Annotated in this window: 17 protein-coding genes and 1 pseudogene; 5 read left to right on the top strand and 13 right to left on the bottom strand. The window is 40.9% G+C overall.

The annotated features are described in order from the left end of the window. Nucleotides 1-1,122: a sensor histidine kinase gene (locus ACFJIZ_RS14460; RefSeq protein ID WP_379085371.1), complete on the bottom strand. Its 1,122-nt coding sequence runs from the start codon at nt 1,120-1,122 to the stop codon at nt 1-3. A 145-nt stretch (nt 1,123-1,267) separates the two neighbouring features. Between ACFJIZ_RS14460 and ACFJIZ_RS14465 the strand changes: the two genes are divergently transcribed. Continuing rightward, nucleotides 1,268-2,275, top strand: coding sequence for a YncE family protein (locus ACFJIZ_RS14465; RefSeq protein ID WP_379085374.1), 1,008 nt, complete (start codon nt 1,268-1,270; stop codon nt 2,273-2,275). A 28-nt stretch (nt 2,276-2,303) separates the two neighbouring features. Here ACFJIZ_RS14465 and ACFJIZ_RS14470 read toward each other — a convergent pair whose 3' ends face one another. The 12 genes and pseudogenes from ACFJIZ_RS14470 to ACFJIZ_RS14525 form a co-directional block, all read right to left on the bottom strand. Continuing rightward, nucleotides 2,304-3,050, bottom strand: coding sequence for an efflux RND transporter permease subunit (locus ACFJIZ_RS14470; RefSeq protein ID WP_379085377.1), 747 nt, complete (start codon nt 3,048-3,050; stop codon nt 2,304-2,306). After that, nucleotides 3,014-4,225, bottom strand: coding sequence for an efflux RND transporter permease subunit (locus ACFJIZ_RS14475; protein ID WP_379085379.1), 1,212 nt, complete (start codon nt 4,223-4,225; stop codon nt 3,014-3,016). Before ACFJIZ_RS14475 ends, ACFJIZ_RS14470 begins: the two co-directional genes overlap by 37 nt. After that, nucleotides 4,161-5,350, bottom strand: a pseudogene (locus tag ACFJIZ_RS14480) (efflux RND transporter permease subunit). Before ACFJIZ_RS14480 ends, ACFJIZ_RS14475 begins: the two are co-directional and overlap by 65 nt. A gap of 24 nt (nt 5,351-5,374) precedes the next feature. Then, nucleotides 5,375-6,286: an HlyD family efflux transporter periplasmic adaptor subunit gene (locus ACFJIZ_RS14485; RefSeq protein ID WP_379085381.1), complete on the bottom strand. Its 912-nt coding sequence runs from the start codon at nt 6,284-6,286 to the stop codon at nt 5,375-5,377. A gap of 1 nt (nt 6,287) precedes the next feature. Then, nucleotides 6,288-7,538, bottom strand: a complete 1,251-nt coding sequence (locus ACFJIZ_RS14490; protein ID WP_379085384.1) for a TolC family protein — start codon at nt 7,536-7,538, stop codon at nt 6,288-6,290. 86 nt (nt 7,539-7,624) lie between these two features. Further along, nucleotides 7,625-8,419, bottom strand: a complete 795-nt coding sequence (locus ACFJIZ_RS14495; protein WP_379085386.1) for a phosphatase PAP2 family protein — start codon at nt 8,417-8,419, stop codon at nt 7,625-7,627. A gap of 12 nt (nt 8,420-8,431) precedes the next feature. Then, on the bottom strand, nt 8,432-8,842 hold the full coding sequence (locus tag ACFJIZ_RS14500) for a hypothetical protein (protein ID WP_379085389.1): 411 nt from the start codon (nt 8,840-8,842) through the stop codon (nt 8,432-8,434). Nucleotides 8,843-8,894: 52 nt separating this feature from the next. Continuing rightward, nucleotides 8,895-10,628: a winged helix-turn-helix domain-containing protein gene (locus tag ACFJIZ_RS14505; protein ID WP_379085392.1), complete on the bottom strand. Its 1,734-nt coding sequence runs from the start codon at nt 10,626-10,628 to the stop codon at nt 8,895-8,897. 37 nt (nt 10,629-10,665) lie between these two features. Continuing rightward, nucleotides 10,666-10,833, bottom strand: coding sequence for a hypothetical protein (locus tag ACFJIZ_RS14510; protein ID WP_379085394.1), 168 nt, complete (start codon nt 10,831-10,833; stop codon nt 10,666-10,668). Nucleotides 10,834-10,889: 56 nt separating this feature from the next. Further along, nucleotides 10,890-11,075, bottom strand: a complete 186-nt coding sequence (locus ACFJIZ_RS14515; protein WP_379085397.1) for a hypothetical protein — start codon at nt 11,073-11,075, stop codon at nt 10,890-10,892. Between the two features lie 7 nt (nt 11,076-11,082). After that, a complete protein-coding gene (locus tag ACFJIZ_RS14520; protein ID WP_379085400.1) occupies nt 11,083-11,481 on the bottom strand; it encodes a hypothetical protein in 399 nt (132 codons plus the stop codon). 289 nt (nt 11,482-11,770) lie between these two features. Then, a complete protein-coding gene (locus ACFJIZ_RS14525) occupies nt 11,771-12,130 on the bottom strand; it encodes a glyoxalase superfamily protein (RefSeq protein ID WP_379085404.1) in 360 nt (119 codons plus the stop codon). Nucleotides 12,131-12,275: 145 nt separating this feature from the next. Here ACFJIZ_RS14525 and ACFJIZ_RS14530 point away from each other — a divergent pair, with 145 nt between their 5' ends. Genes ACFJIZ_RS14530 through ACFJIZ_RS14545 form a run of 4 tightly spaced genes read left to right on the top strand, consistent with a single transcriptional unit; the run spans nt 12,276 to nt 14,847 of the window. Continuing rightward, nucleotides 12,276-13,484 carry a hypothetical protein gene (locus ACFJIZ_RS14530; protein ID WP_379085407.1) on the top strand — a complete coding sequence of 403 codons (1,209 nt, stop codon included), beginning with the start codon at nt 12,276-12,278 and terminating at the stop codon, nt 13,482-13,484. 1 nt (nt 13,485) lies between these two features. Further along, complete coding sequence (locus ACFJIZ_RS14535) at nt 13,486-13,719, top strand: hypothetical protein (RefSeq protein WP_379085410.1); 234 nt, start codon at nt 13,486-13,488, stop codon at nt 13,717-13,719. A 56-nt stretch (nt 13,720-13,775) separates the two neighbouring features. Further along, on the top strand, nt 13,776-14,195 hold the full coding sequence (locus tag ACFJIZ_RS14540) for a hypothetical protein (protein WP_379085413.1): 420 nt from the start codon (nt 13,776-13,778) through the stop codon (nt 14,193-14,195). 13 nt (nt 14,196-14,208) lie between these two features. Next, on the top strand, nt 14,209-14,847 hold the full coding sequence (locus ACFJIZ_RS14545) for an XAC2610-related protein (RefSeq protein ID WP_379085416.1): 639 nt from the start codon (nt 14,209-14,211) through the stop codon (nt 14,845-14,847). Nucleotides 14,848-14,931 lie beyond the last annotated feature (84 nt).

Here is a 14,931-nt window from a genome sequence, read left to right on the forward strand (position 1 = left end):
TTACCAGATCTTTAAGGTTACATTATACGTTTCGGCGGTTTCTACAATGGTCAACTGATGCCTATCGGGATAAAGGATGTTCAATCTTCGTTTTGCGTTGGCAATACCGATACCCACTGCGCCAGATCTTGCCACTGTTTCTGGTTTGAGGTTACTGATCTGAAAACAGAACTCATTTCTGTTGACCATGGTGGCACTGATATTGACCCAAGCCTCTTTGCTGATCTGATCTGCCCCATGTTTAAATGCATTCTCTACAAAGTCGATCAACAACAAAGGTGGAATCCTGAAATCCTTTACTTCTTCACTAAAATCGGCAGTAATGGTCAGTCGTTTGCTATGGCGTATCTTTTGGATGGCCACATAACTCTTGATAAAATCAAGTTCTTTGTTTACCGCAGCATCTTTTCCATTGGCCTGATAGAGCGAATAACGCATCATATCTGAGAGCGAGTAAACCATGTTGGCCGCTACTTCGTCTTTATCTTCAATTAACGAATAGACACTATTTAAGGTATTGAATAAAAAATGAGGATTGATCTGCGACCTCAAAAAACCTACCTCTAAAAGAAGGTTGTCTTTTTCAAGTTGTAATTTATCAAAGTTGGCTCTATAGGATATGCGAAAGATCTTAATGCTCAAAGGAATAAACAATGCAAAACCCAATTGCTCGATGTAATAATACGTTACACTAGGATTAGTCATAAAGGTCCAAAGACCCTGCGTTGAAGTATTTTTTACAAAACGTTGAAAAAAGCTAGGTGTGGTATAATATACATTGATGTAGTGGTATAGAGGGTACGATGTTAGCCCATATACGATCAACGTTAAGACCAAAACAGCTAAGATCAACAATCCGATGCCTAAATTAGAGAGCTTACGACCAAGCACATAAGAGATGGCATAAAAACAAGCAATGATGATTACATTCTTTTGAAACGCGACCAGGTAGTAAGATGTGGTATCGATATTGCCTACGATCCACTGTGCCTGCATGATAAACCATTTAAAGATACAGAGCCAAAAAACCACATGTAAGGCCAAGCGGGCATAGGCATTTGTATCTGTACCTAAAAGGATAGCACTTAATCTTTTGCTCCTAAAAATCGCTGGTATTTCCAATGTACGGGGTATAATGTTTGGATCGGTTGCTAAGTTAGCTAATTTCTAATCTGCTTTGTTAGGGTTTATTTCGATATTCTTTGTCAGTAAGCCATCAACTACAGTATTGCTACAGAGTGTTTACTTTTATTTATCATAAAAAAACATGAAAAATAAACTTCTTACTATTGCCGCCCTGCTTAGTCTAAGCAGTTTTGGTTTTGCACAGCAAAAAACTGGACTTCACCTTATCAAAACCCATCCCATACACAGCGATGGTGGATGGGACTACCTAACTGTTGACCAAAAGAACAACAGGTTGTATGTTTCTCATGGCAACCAGGTCAACATCATCAATACAACTACTGGCGATTCTACAGGTGTGATTGCTAATACACAGGGGGTACATGGCATTGCCATAGCTACTCCTTTTGCCAAAGGTTATACCAGCAATGGAAGAACTGGTACCTGTACAGTTTTTAACCTCAATACAGCAGCAGTAATTGGGCAGGTAACGGTTGGACAAAATCCAGATGCCACTTTTTTTGATGATTTTTCAAAAAAGGTAATCGTATTTAATGGCAAAAGCATGGATGCCAGCATTATTGATCCCCGAACAGACAAAGTTGTGGCCACTATTGCATTGGGTGGAAAACCTGAAGCGGGTGTATCTGATGGTAAGGGAAAAATATATGTCAACATTGAAGATACCGGAGAGATCGTCTGTTTTGACGCGACAACCTTTAAGGTACTTTCAAGATATAAACTGAAAGGTGGCGAAGAACCTTCTGGCTTGGCCATAGATCGCGCAACATCGAGGTTGTTTACCGTTTGTGCCAATAAGGTGATGATCATATTGGATGCTAAAAGCGGTCGTCAGGTTGCAACTTTGCCTATTGGCGACAACTGTGATGGTGTAGTTTTCGACCCTATCTTAAAAACAGCATACAGTGCCAATGGAGAAGGAACAATTACAGCAGTAAAAGCCATTTCTGCAGAAAAATTTGTAGTACAGGAAACCATCCAGACCAAAAATGGTGCAAGAACCATTGCCTTGGATCCTGTTAGCCATCATCTATTTTTACCTACGGCAGATTTTGAAAAAGCGATCAGCCCAAATACCCGACCTAAAAGGGTTTCAGGAAGCTTTCAGGTTTTGGAACTTGGCAAGTAAACCCTTATTTCGCTTAACTATTGTAGGTTTAAACTGCAATGGTTAGGTTTAAGTTTTTGCATAGATTTTTCGGGATCAGGCTTGGCAGTACCACCAATAAAAGAGGTAGGGCAATGATAAAGCCGCCGATCACCGCAATGGCCAAAGGTTGGTGCAATTGTGCGCCGGCCCCTATGCCCAAGGCTAGTGGCATCAATGCGATAATTGCCCCCAAAGCAGTCATCAGTTTTGGTCTTAAACGGGTAGAAATGGCAAAGGTGATCGCATCATCCACATTTTTCTCGTGTAGTGATTCTTTGAACTGTAAAAAGGTAAAAATGGCATTCTCGCCAATGACCCCAACAATCATGATCAAACCTGTATAACTCCCTACATTAAGCGGCGTATGGGTTAAAAATAGTGCTAAATAACTACCTGAAATTCCAAGTACAGAGATCACCAGAATTAAAAATGCGATCTTGAAATCCTTAAACAAGAACAAGATTACACTGAACACCAATAAACTAGAGGCGATCAATATGGTCAACAGTTCTGAAAACGACTGTTGTTGTTCTTTATAAGCCCCTCCATATTCAATATGATAACCCGAAGGCAGGTTAACTTTACTACTTACGGCAGCCTGGATGTCTTTCATGGCACTGCCTAAATCCCTATTGTCTAACCTTGCGGTAACCACCCCTATAGACTGTAGATTTTCTCGTTCTATTTCAGCACTCCCTGCCGTGATTTCAACTTTTGCTAAATTTTGAATTGGGATTGCAGTACCATCGGCCAAAAGATCTTCAGGTCGTTGATTGCCGAAACCCCAATGTTCCTGCTGTTGGGGTACACCATCCGTATAGGCGACAGTTGTTGTTTGTCGTACAAGTCGCCGATCAGGTTTCCTTGTATGGCAGTTTGTACCTGCAGTTGGAAACTGGCTGGGGTAATGCCATATTGGGCTAACAGACTAAAGTTAGGCTGTATGTTAACCGTTGGGCCCGAAAGTATAATTCCATCAAATACATCGGCAGTTCCCTTCACATGACCAACAATGTCGGCAACCTTTTTAGAAAGTGCCTGCAATTTGTCTTGCTCATTGCCAAAAATCTTCACTTCTATGGGCTGTGTAGAACTCATCAGATCGCCCAACATATCTCCAATTACCTGACCAAAATCTACCTTTAATGCAGGCTGTGTACTTTCTACATGGCTACGGATGTCGGCTATCACTTCATCGGTGGTCTTGCTTCTGTTGGGCTTCAATTGGATCAAATAATCTCCCGTATTGGGCTCGGTGATAAAAAAGCCCATCTGGGTGCCAGTTCTTCTAGAATAAGCTTGTACATCAGGTATCTTCACCAACTCTTTTTCTACTTCTCTTAACATCCTGTCTGTTTCTTCTAATGAAGTTCCCGGCGGAGAAGCATAATCCAATACAATGCTCCCTTCGTCCATTTCGGGTAAAAAGCCAGTTTCCAATCGTGGAAATACAAATACAATCACCGCAATCAGCAATACCATCAAGCCCATACTAATGATCGGTCTTTGGATAAAATAACGGACCCAGTTTTGAGATTTAACCTCGTGCAGTTTGGTTGGGGCAGTTGTTGTATTTTGCGCCGAGTTAAGTGTTAAGAATAGGTAAATTACAGGCAATACCATCCAGGTTACAAAGAAAGAGCAGACCAAAGTAATAATCATGGTATTGGTCATTACCTGAAAATAAGAGCCTGCCACGCCTGTCATCAACACAAAAGGGATAAAGATCACAATGGTACTGATTGATGAGCCCAGCATGGCCGGAAACAAGTAATCGATGGCCTTGTTCAGCAAACTTACGGTAGGCTCTTCCGGATGTTCTTCGTGTGTGCGGTGGATCTGTTCTACCACTACAATGGCATCATCAATGATCAGACCTATAGCTGCTGCAATGGCCCCTAGGGTCATGATGTTTAATGAGTAGCCCACAAAATAAAGTACAATAACCGTTAAACAAAGTGTTACCGGAATGGTCAATCAAAATGGTGGCGCTGGCCTTAAGCGACCGCAAAAAGATAATGGCTACGATAATGGCCAAGGCCAACCCAACCCAAAGGCTATCTTTTACACTTTTAACCGATTCGTTTACAAAATCGGCCTGTACATAATAAGGTTTGATACTTACCCCCGCAGGCAATAGTTTTTTGAGCTGTTTAACTTTAACCTCCATCTCACTAGAGAGGTCTACCAAGTTGGCATTGGGCTGTTTGATTACGGCGATCAAAATTCCATCTTTTCCGTTGGCGTTGATCCTTGTGTATTCAACACTCTCTTGTATCTTAACCTGTGCTACATCTTTTATCTTTACGATCCTAGCCCCTCTTCTGATCAGCACCAGATTTTCTAGACCTGTTTTTGTCTGCACGGTAGCATCTGTAACCGACAAATAGAGATAGTTGTATTGCGACAGGTAACCATTTGATTTGATAAAATTGGTTTGGCTCAAGGAAGTATTGACTGATCTGGCGAGATGCCCAATGCTTGCATTTTTTGTGGATCCAATTCAACCCAATACTCTTTGATTTTACCCCCAATTACCCTGATCTCTGAAACACCATCTACCTGCGATAAAAAAGGTTTGACGGTATAATCGGCGATTTTTTTCAGTTCAACTGGCGATTTGGAATGGCTCTCTAAGCTATACCCACTTACTGGCAGAATAGAAGGGTTCATCTTCTCTACAGAAATGTTAACCCCTGGTGGTAAGCTATTGCTGATCTTGGCAATCTGCGCTTCGATCCTTTGTTGGCTCAGGTCAATATCTGCCCCAGGGTTCATGTATGCCGATAGCTCGCAACTGCCCCGATTGGTAGTACTCCTTACCAATTGCAGATCAGGCACTTGTTTGATCGCATTTTCTAGCGGTCTGGTTACCGTAACCACCATTTTATCAACGGGCTGCAATTCGGCCTCTGCAATGACCTTGATCTTTGGAAAAGTAATTTCTGGGAACAAAGATGTTTTCAATTGTTCGAAAGTGTAGACCCCTCCCAGCAGGATGACCACCAGTACCGCAAGAATTGGGTTTTTATGGGAAATGAAAAAGTTCTTCATCTGGCTGTGCTTATTTCTGGATCTTCACTCTTGCTGTGTCGGCAATGCCGTAGTTCCCTGTCTTGATGACCTGTCTTTTTTATCAAACTTAGGGCTCAATACTTCAACCATGGTATGGTTTTCAATTCCCTTTTTTACATCGACCCTTACCGCAGTAGAATCGTTGATCATTTTCATCACCCAGAACCGGTCTTCTGTTTCATTGGCCAATACCGCAGATTTGGGTAACACCTGTGCATTTGGATGGTTGACCTTAACCAGCTTAACCTTGGCGATCAAACCCTCGGGTATGGCATTGGCCGAATTTACTTTAACAATGTAACGTTGGGTCTGGGCCAGCGAATCGACCGAGGGCATGGTACCATTCAGCATGCCTTTTAATTGTTGCCCATCGGGCAGTTCGATCATCAGATTCGTATTGCTTTGGATCAATTGGTTAAATTCGTAGGGCAGGTCTAACAAAAATACCAAACTGTTTCGGTTGCAGATGGTGGCCAGCGCCTCTCCATCTTGTACATAATCTCCCTTTTGGTGGTTTACCTGAACGATCAGTCCAGATTGGGCCGCCTTGATCTTGGAAACTCCAGAAAATTTCAAATCTGGATCAAGCTGGTTGATGCTATTGCCTATGGCCTTGGCTTCTTTGGTGATCAAACTGAAAAGCAATTGACCACTGCTTACCTGCTTGCCTGTTAATGCAGCAGAAGCCACTACGTATCCATTAATATTTGCCTTTACATAACTTTTTTCGAGGTAGGCCGATACGGCCGTAACGGTGATTGATTCGGTAAGTGAACTGTCTGCAACCGCAATGACCTGTACAGGGGTAACAGGTTCTATTTCTTCTTCTGCTGCAATAGGATCTGCCTGCCTACAGCCCATACCAAGCAATAGGACAAAAATTAAACTGTATAAAACTTTGAGAGATCTGTCCATATTAGTTGTTCCAGTAATTGAATTGATTGATCAGTTTTAATCGATTGGTAGTAGTTTGCCTAAACAGATTGGCTGCAGTCATATAATTGTTGATCGCAATGATATAATCAACCACTTTGATATCGCCTGTACGCAACAACTTGCTGTCTACTTCTATCAGCCCTTTTGCAAACTTGATCTGCTGGTTGATCTGTCCAAATAGTTGATCAGTGGCTGTCAATTGTTGCCTGATCAGGTTCAATTGTTGCTGCTGTTGCCTTACAAAAAAGTCTTTATAATAGTTGGAAGTCAATGTGGCCAGGTCCAATTTTTCGTACTGCATTTTTCTTTGGTGGCCATCATAGATCGGTACCGATAAAGTAAAACCTACACTTGCCCCAAAATTTTTATACGGCTGCAATAAAAAAGAAGAGTTATAGCCACTATTGGCATATACCCCAAACTTAGGTCGATAATTAAGGGCTATGGTGCTCTTCTGGTTCACATTCTTTAAACTGTCGATATCATATCTCTTGGTAAAAAATCCTTTTGTTGGCTGCGATACCGGATAGGCGAGTTGAGGCTCGGCCAAAGGTATGGTACTGGTATCGGTAAGGCCAGCAAGGTAACCCAGCGTTGCATAATCATTCTGGTATTGCAGTTCAGCTTGTTTGAGGCTCAGCTCTTGTTGCTGTAGTGTAACCAAAAATGTAAGGTACTCCGATTGTTTGTACACATTGTTGCGGGTCAACTGTTTGAGCAGGGCTTCTTCTTTTTTCAATAAGGTGCTTACCTCTTGGTTAAATTCTACTTGTTGCTGACTGGCATACACCGTAATGTATTGATCTGTGATTGATTTCTTTAGATCGAAAAGCGAAAGTGCGCCTGCATATTGTACAGAATCGCTTTGTAGTTTAATGCCTTCGAGTTGGTTTTTGATTCTTCTTTTGTTGGATAGGTCGTAATTAACGTTCAACAAGGCTTCTAAGCTTTGTCCATTAGAAAGTACTTCATCATAACCATAACCTTTGATGATTGGTGCATACATTCCTGCCGAACTTGCCGTAACCTGAGGTTTTGCGGCGGCCAGTACCAATAGGCTATCGATCCTGATACTTTGCTGCTGATTTTTGTAATCCTTTAAAACTGGGCTATATTTTGTGGCCGCACCCAAAAAATAATCAATGTTTCTGGTAGCATTTTGCGCCTGTAGGGTTAAGGTCTGCACCAACATCAGGCAACACAAAAACAAAAACCTTTGGGTAATCCTCATGTAATTATGATTAGATAAACAAAGTGAACCATCACTAAGCTAGGCACTAAATATGAAGTAAATCTGAAGCAGGTCATCCGTGTTACTTAAAAACTATAATTGGCTACAAAACCATTGGCGCCATCTTGTCTCATAGGCATAATAGAAAGGTTTTGCACCGCTTTGCCGGTAAACAATCTTTTGATGTAAGGATAGACCAAGTAAGAGATTTTGGTCGAGGCTATGCCAAAACCAGCTCCTGCAACTACATCACTAAACCAATGTTTGTTGTTATACATCCTTAAGGTACCCGTAGCCGTGGCTACAAAATATCCGGCATAACCATACCATGGCGAAACATCTTTATACTCTTGGTGCAGAAATTCGGCTGCCACAAAGGCCGAAGCCGTATGCCCAGAAGGAAATGAATTGTACCCAGATTCGTCTGGCCTTTGCCGATGTACACCCTGTTTCACAAAATGGGTAGATAACCCCATGATCGCAGCTGAAGTAACATATAACATCGATGCATCCATCAGATTGTGTTTACCCTTAATACCTGATAGGTTAAGCCCATACACGGCAACAGCGGGTGCAAACTGTAGGTAATCATCTACATGGGCAGCAAATAATGGATGGTCTTCCTGAAGTTCGTCTTTTGTACTCAGGTCCAGTTCCTTTAAAGGTCCATGGTTATAAACTGCCGCAAAACCATAACCCATCAATAGCACAGGTGCAATAAACTGGGCAGCCTTAAATTTTACAGGTTGAATTGTGGTATGGATATTTTTTAGATCGACCAGACCTGCATGATCTGTGGTCAGTGAATCCTGCCTTTGCGCTAAACAGGTAGTTGCTGTACAGATCAACAGCAAACTACCTATGCTTATCTTTCCCCTCATCAAAACAGGTGCTTAGGGTTTTACTAGATTTCCTTTGGCATCGAACAACAGGTCTTTACCGCCAACTTCTGCTTCGTAAACCACGGTACCATCGGCCTTGGTAATTTTTGCAGCCTCAGCTACTTTTTTACCTTTCAATTTCATCTTTACCGCATCTGGCAATTCGGCAACTTTCATCTCTACTTCCGATTCTACCCATACACCTTGGGCGGTATAAACCTCAGAAGTTTCTTTGCCATCTAATGTAAATCCGGCTTCGTAATTGGTCTTTTCCATTTCCCAGCTTACTTTGCTAACTGTGGCATGTCTTTTTGCAAAAGCAGCAGTTACTATTGCAGGCACTTTTTTAGCATTTAGTTTTTGTGCAAAGGTTGCGGTGGAAACAAAGCATAAGCAGAACAGGAATACAATTGTTTTTTTCATGGTTTTAAATTTTAACATAAAACTAAAACCTAATTATGTAGTAATTCTGTAGCTATATTTTTGGATTAAAAACAACTGTAAAACAATGCTTTTGGTCTTTCCGTTGATAGCTGATCACAAAGCCATATAACGCACAGATCTGTTTGGTGATCGCCAGCCCCAAGCCCATGCCTTCAGAAGCGGTAGATTTAGCAAAACGCTCAAATAATTTATCGTCCAATTCAATATCCTTACCTGTATTGATCAGCTGCAGCGAATTTGGATACAATAGCACTGCTATGGTACCACCATTGTGGTTATGCCGAATGGCATTGCTAAAAAGATTGTTCAACAAGACATCTGCCAGATACCGGCTCATCCTCACTTGGCTAGGCCGAAGTTCTTGAACCAGGCTTAGCCCATCCTTCTCAAAAAGTTCTTGAAACTGTCTGATCTTGTTGGTCAACAACTCTTGCATATCGATATCCTGAACATCGGGAATAAGGTTATTCTCTATCTTGGCCAATAACAAGAGCGATTGGTTTAACCTGAACAAACGACCAACGCCATGGTACACATCTTCTAATATTGCCCCCTGTTCTGGGGTAAAAGAATCGGTCTGTAACAACGAATCAAGTTTTGAATTGATGATGGCCAATGGAGTCATCATCTCGTGCGATGCATTGTCGGCAAAACTTTTCAGTTCTTTGTAATCCTGTCTTACCCTTGCAGCCATGGCATTTGCAGAGTCGTTCAGTTCTTTAAACTCATCAATATTGGTCTGCTGTTGGGCAATGTCATCCATTTTGGCCAGCTCGTAGGTTTTCATCTGGTTCAAAATCGTATAAAAAGGCTTCCATAAGCGATTGAGTACAAAACGGTTGATCAAGATCAGGGCAGCAAGTAAAATAACCGTCACCGCAATGGTAATGAGCAAGATGATCCTCACCAGGTCTTCGGCCTCTACCCTCGATTTGATGATGGTTACTTCATACCTTTTGCCATTTACCTTAACCGAAGTGATCAGGCTTCTTCCAGGCTCTGTTTCGTGTTCTTTGGCATTGTTATAGGTAGTATAATGGAATAGGCGTACATCTGGGGCCGTATCGGTCAATGCTTTATAATATACCTGTTGGTCTATGTAACTAGAAGCCAATGGCAGCTTGTGGTAAGTGGCTACATATTGTTTGATTTCGTCTTCCTCAACCGCTAGATCTTTGTCGAGCTTTTCGGTAAGGATAAAGTGGATCACAATGTAATAGATCACTCCGGTAATGACCAATACCACCAACGAGGTGATCAGGTTTACCCTATTGTATTTGTTGGCTAATTTCACCGATTCACCAAATTTATAACCAATGCCATACAAGGAGCGGAGGTAATCTTGAGAACCTGCCTCCAATAGTTTTTTTCTAAGGTTTTTAACGTGGGTATAGATAAAATCAAAATCATCTGAAATGTCCATTTCATCGCCCCATAAATGTTCGGCCATGGCATTTTTGGTAACCACTTTGCCCTTGTTGGCCAAAAAATACACCAACAGGTCAAATTCTTTTCTGGTCAGTACAATTGCTTTTCCATTTACGGTAGTGGTCATGGCCAATACGTCGATGCTGATCTCGTTATAGGTAATGATGTTATCGCCATCAAAATTCTTTCTCCGTACAATGGCACTTACTCTTGCTTTGAGTTCTGATAAATGGAACGGTTTGACCAGATAATCATCTGCACCGAGGTCTAATCCTGCCAATTTCGAATCCAAAGAATGTCGGGCAGAAATGATCAATACACCATCCTTTTTTTTCATTTTCTTTAGCATATCCAATAACTGCATCCCTTCGCCATCAGGCAATCCAAGAGTCCAGCAGAATGCAGTCGTAACTGTAAAGTGCAATCTTTTCGGCCGCTGCAGCATAAGTAGCAGCATGCTCACAGATATTGCCTTCTCCAGTAAAATAGGCCAATATGCTATCCATTACTGCCTTTTCATCTTCTATGACTAAGATCTTCATTTGCTTAAATTAATGAAATTAATGGGCAAATCGCAAAGGAAAAGAATCCATAACATTTAAATGGGCAATTTAAGTTTACTGATATTGTGTTCTTTGCTTTTTTGGAGCAGCTGCTGGCCATAATCGGTAAAATATTGGTGGTTGCTCAACATTTCGAGGTTGATATGGTTCCATTGTTGTTGGGTATAACAATGGCCAAACTCGGCTTCCCATTCTTTTTTTAGTGCAGTTGCAAATTGCATGTAATCCTCAACCGAGAAATGATAGAAATCTGCATCGCAGATCGACCATTTCCATCAGGTTGGTTGGCTTTTGAGGATATCTTGTAGCCAAGATGCAAGACCTGATATCGGCCACCTGCTCGCCTACTATCCCAACACTAGCCAAAAATTCTGTCGCTATTTCTATGCTCACCAACTCGTGGTTTTTGTACACTTCTGTATAACCCGTATCATGAAACCACGCCGCAAGTGTAACTGTTTCCTGTTGTTTTGGTGTGAGACCAGCGTGAAAGCCAATTTCCTGCACAGCCTTAACCACATAACGGGTGTGGGTGAGGTTATGAAAATAGAGACAGGGGCTGAGTTTCTTTTTGAGCAGTTGGTCTACAAATCCACTCACTAAAACCATCAATTGATCAAAATGCATAGGAACTATTTTGATACAAGTTTAATGCCTAAATCTGTAGAGTCTTGAAGTGTGTGATGGTGCTGACAAACTGGACCCTACAATTCTTTACAGACGGACTATTACATTAAGCCAGCTAATCTATTTTGATTTAGCGCTCAATTGAATTTGTTAAAAAGCACCTTTTTTGGGCATTTAAGCCTATTACATGTACAATATGAGCCATTATTGAGGCCTACTGTAACATTACAACAGCTCAATGTAATGTTACAAAACACCATATTTTGTAGCATCAAAAGGCTTGTAATTGCTAATCACATTCAATACCATGCCCGAAACGGATCACATGTCCATCTGGATCCTGCACTAGCATTTCTCGCATAAACCAGGGCTTATCTTCTGGGGGTGAGAGTACTTTGGCCCCACGAACCTTGATCATTTCGTAATAGGCATCAACATCTACTACATTGATGCAAAGCCAAGTGCCTGGGCTACCCTGCCCATCTTTACAGAAGAACAATCTTACCTCGCCCCAGTTTACCCCACCAAAAGTAGGTGCATCTTCCCATATCCATTGGCCCTCAAAGCCTAGAACCTTGGTATAATAATCAATACTGTGTACGATGTTTTTAGTATAAAGTATAGGGATGATCGATTCTGGTGCTTTCATTTCAATTGTTTATTTGTGGTACTAATTTACAAATTCTACAGCTTACCGAAATTACATTGAATGTTAAAAAAATTGTTTTTTAACCACATATCCCTTATACTTATGTTTATAGGGTAACATCTTCACTTGTCGCTAAAGATCGTATATGGAAAACATTGGTACAAACATCAAGGCTGTTGCAATTGCAGCCATCATCCTTTTATTTACTTATTGGTATTATGCGCGTAAAGGCGGAAGTTTCATCGCGTTTGAAGCAGTGGTTATTTTTGGCCTTCTTTGTTTGTGTGCACTTGTGGTGGGCACACTGTTGATCAAACTGTTGGCACATTATATCCATACCTCGGTTATCTATCCGCACCTGCTTTTTCGCATCTTATTACCTTTTCTGGTGATGTCTTTTATTTTTTGGTTGGTGTATGGAATTGTCGGCATCCCTCGTTTTACGCATTTTACCGATTTTATGGTTCCAATAAAATACTTTATAGGCAAACATCTTTTGTATTGTGCTATCTGTGCTATCCTTGCAGGTATTGCCCTTTCTTTACCCCTACAAGTGCAAAATATCAGCAAGAGTGCTTTGTGGTATGGCAATATAAAGTTCGCAATGGGCATAGTGGGTGCTTTTATGCTCAGCACCTGTATTTTTTATTGGACCAAAAAAATCAACGAACCTTCATTAGACCCTAAATACAACAGTTATCAGGCACTGTCTAGTTATGCTGGCACTTCAGCTGTTGAAGTGAAACCTTTATTGGCTGCCAGCGAGTATAATCTGATCAGCGCACCTTATTTACTAAGTGATAAGCAAGAGGTCATCCTCAATTTTTTATATAACAGTTCTAATAAAAAACAGCCTTTGTTGAAAAGTTTGAGGTTGGACAAATCGGGTAAGGTGATCGATAGTTTGGACACCGAACAGCTACTTCCACAAAACGAAGCTGTGTTTTTCGACAATGGTTACATCCGCAGTCGTACCTCCCCTAGTTTTGTAACCTGGGTTTTTGATGGGCTTAAAACCATTCAAAATGCGGCCTCATCCTCTACCAACACCAACTGGAAGATCCAAGCACTTGAGCAAGACACTACCAAGCTAAAAATGGTCCATTTTCAGAAAACTGCAGCTTTTAATTGCGAAAGCCTGCCCGATATCAAATGGAATGGCACTAGATTTTATGAACTTATCCAACAGAACGATACCTTAAAATTTAAAATAGACCAAGTATATACGGCTACACCTAACGGCAAGGAATGTAGTGAACAAACCCTTGCTTATTTTAAATGTAACGGCATGGATTTTGACCTGATCAGGTTGAACGAGCGGGAATATTATATCGTACAACCTAGAAAAAAATAACATGAAAGTCTTTCTCTTATTTTTCTTGTCGGCCTTGGGTGCTTTTGCCCAACAACCAAAAACCGTTACACTTGGCTATGCAGATACTTTTGAAAAACTGCCCAAAATTGTGTTCGAAAAAATAGCTGCTGCCGACTATGAAAAATATCATGATAAACAATACCTTTCCCATCCTCAATTTAAAGTAACAAAAACCCAATTGTTGATCCCACCAAAGCAGGACTGGTTAAACTAAAGACATATAAAGCAGATGATCAGACCGCTTTTAAAGGCACAGCATATAGGGGGTATTTGCCGCAATTGAAAATGCATGTATTGACCAGTTACCATACTGCCGAACACATTGGTTTTGGCGACCTGTTTTTGATAGATAGTCTTACAGCTTATCAATATGCTATTGTTTCGGTTGGGGATGATGCTGTAGAAATACCCATCCCTTCGCCACATGGCCAAACGCTTGTTTACTATTACAATGAAGTGTATGCCAAAAACAGTTGTTTCATTGGTGTATTAAGGGTAGATGGTACACAACAGCCACACAACAGATTAACAGAAAAAATGAGCTTTACCACCAAAGATTGGGCGGTAGAAAACATCCGGTGGATAGATGACAGCTCGTTTATGGTAAAGGCGTATACCCAAAAGCTAAATGGACAGGTACGTACCAAGGATTATAGTTATTACCTGGCCAAAATTGGCTCCTCTAAATAAGGGATAAAAAGCGATGAAAAAGCAATTACTCTTCTTCGGTTTATTATGTTTGGCCATCACCATTAAAGCACAAGACCCAATCAAACAGCACACTGTTAAAGCCATAAAGATATTCGGTCAACCTAAAGTAGATTGCGATTGGAAATATGAGTACCCCTTTGGCGACCGGACCTATGTATTAGCCATACAGCGCTGTTTAAATAACGAAGACGCTGAAAAAAACAGCACTATTTATTTTGGCAGAGACCGTGGCCAAACTGATCAACTTTTTTGGAAAGAAAAAATTGCCATCCAATATCCTGATGAAACCCAGCACGAAGATTTTAATGGCGATGGTTACAAAGACCTCTTGATATTTAAGGGTACTGGTGCAAGAGGTAGCAATGAGTTGTATTACCTCTACTTGGCCAATCCTAAAAATAAAACACTAACCAGGATCAAGGGTTTTGAAACCATTGCCAACCCAAGTTTTCATCAAAAATACAAAGTGATTGTTGGTTATGGTTTTGCTGGTCAAAATTATTACAGCATTTATCGGATTTCGAAAAATAATACAATCTATCAACTAGGTAAGGGTTTTGAAGACACGTTTGATGGAGACCAAAAGGAATTGGATCAAAGAATAGCGCAACTGTTAAAGACCAAATCATAATTTTATAAATAATGAGCTCCCTATTGGCATCAGCTATAAAAAGGTCTATTTTTTGTAACTTCACATCCCTTATTCACTCTAAAA

The sequence above is a fragment of the Pedobacter sp. UC225_65 genome, from assembly GCF_042698365.1.
In the GTDB taxonomy this organism is placed as follows: Bacteria; Bacteroidota; Bacteroidia; order Sphingobacteriales; family Sphingobacteriaceae; genus Pedobacter.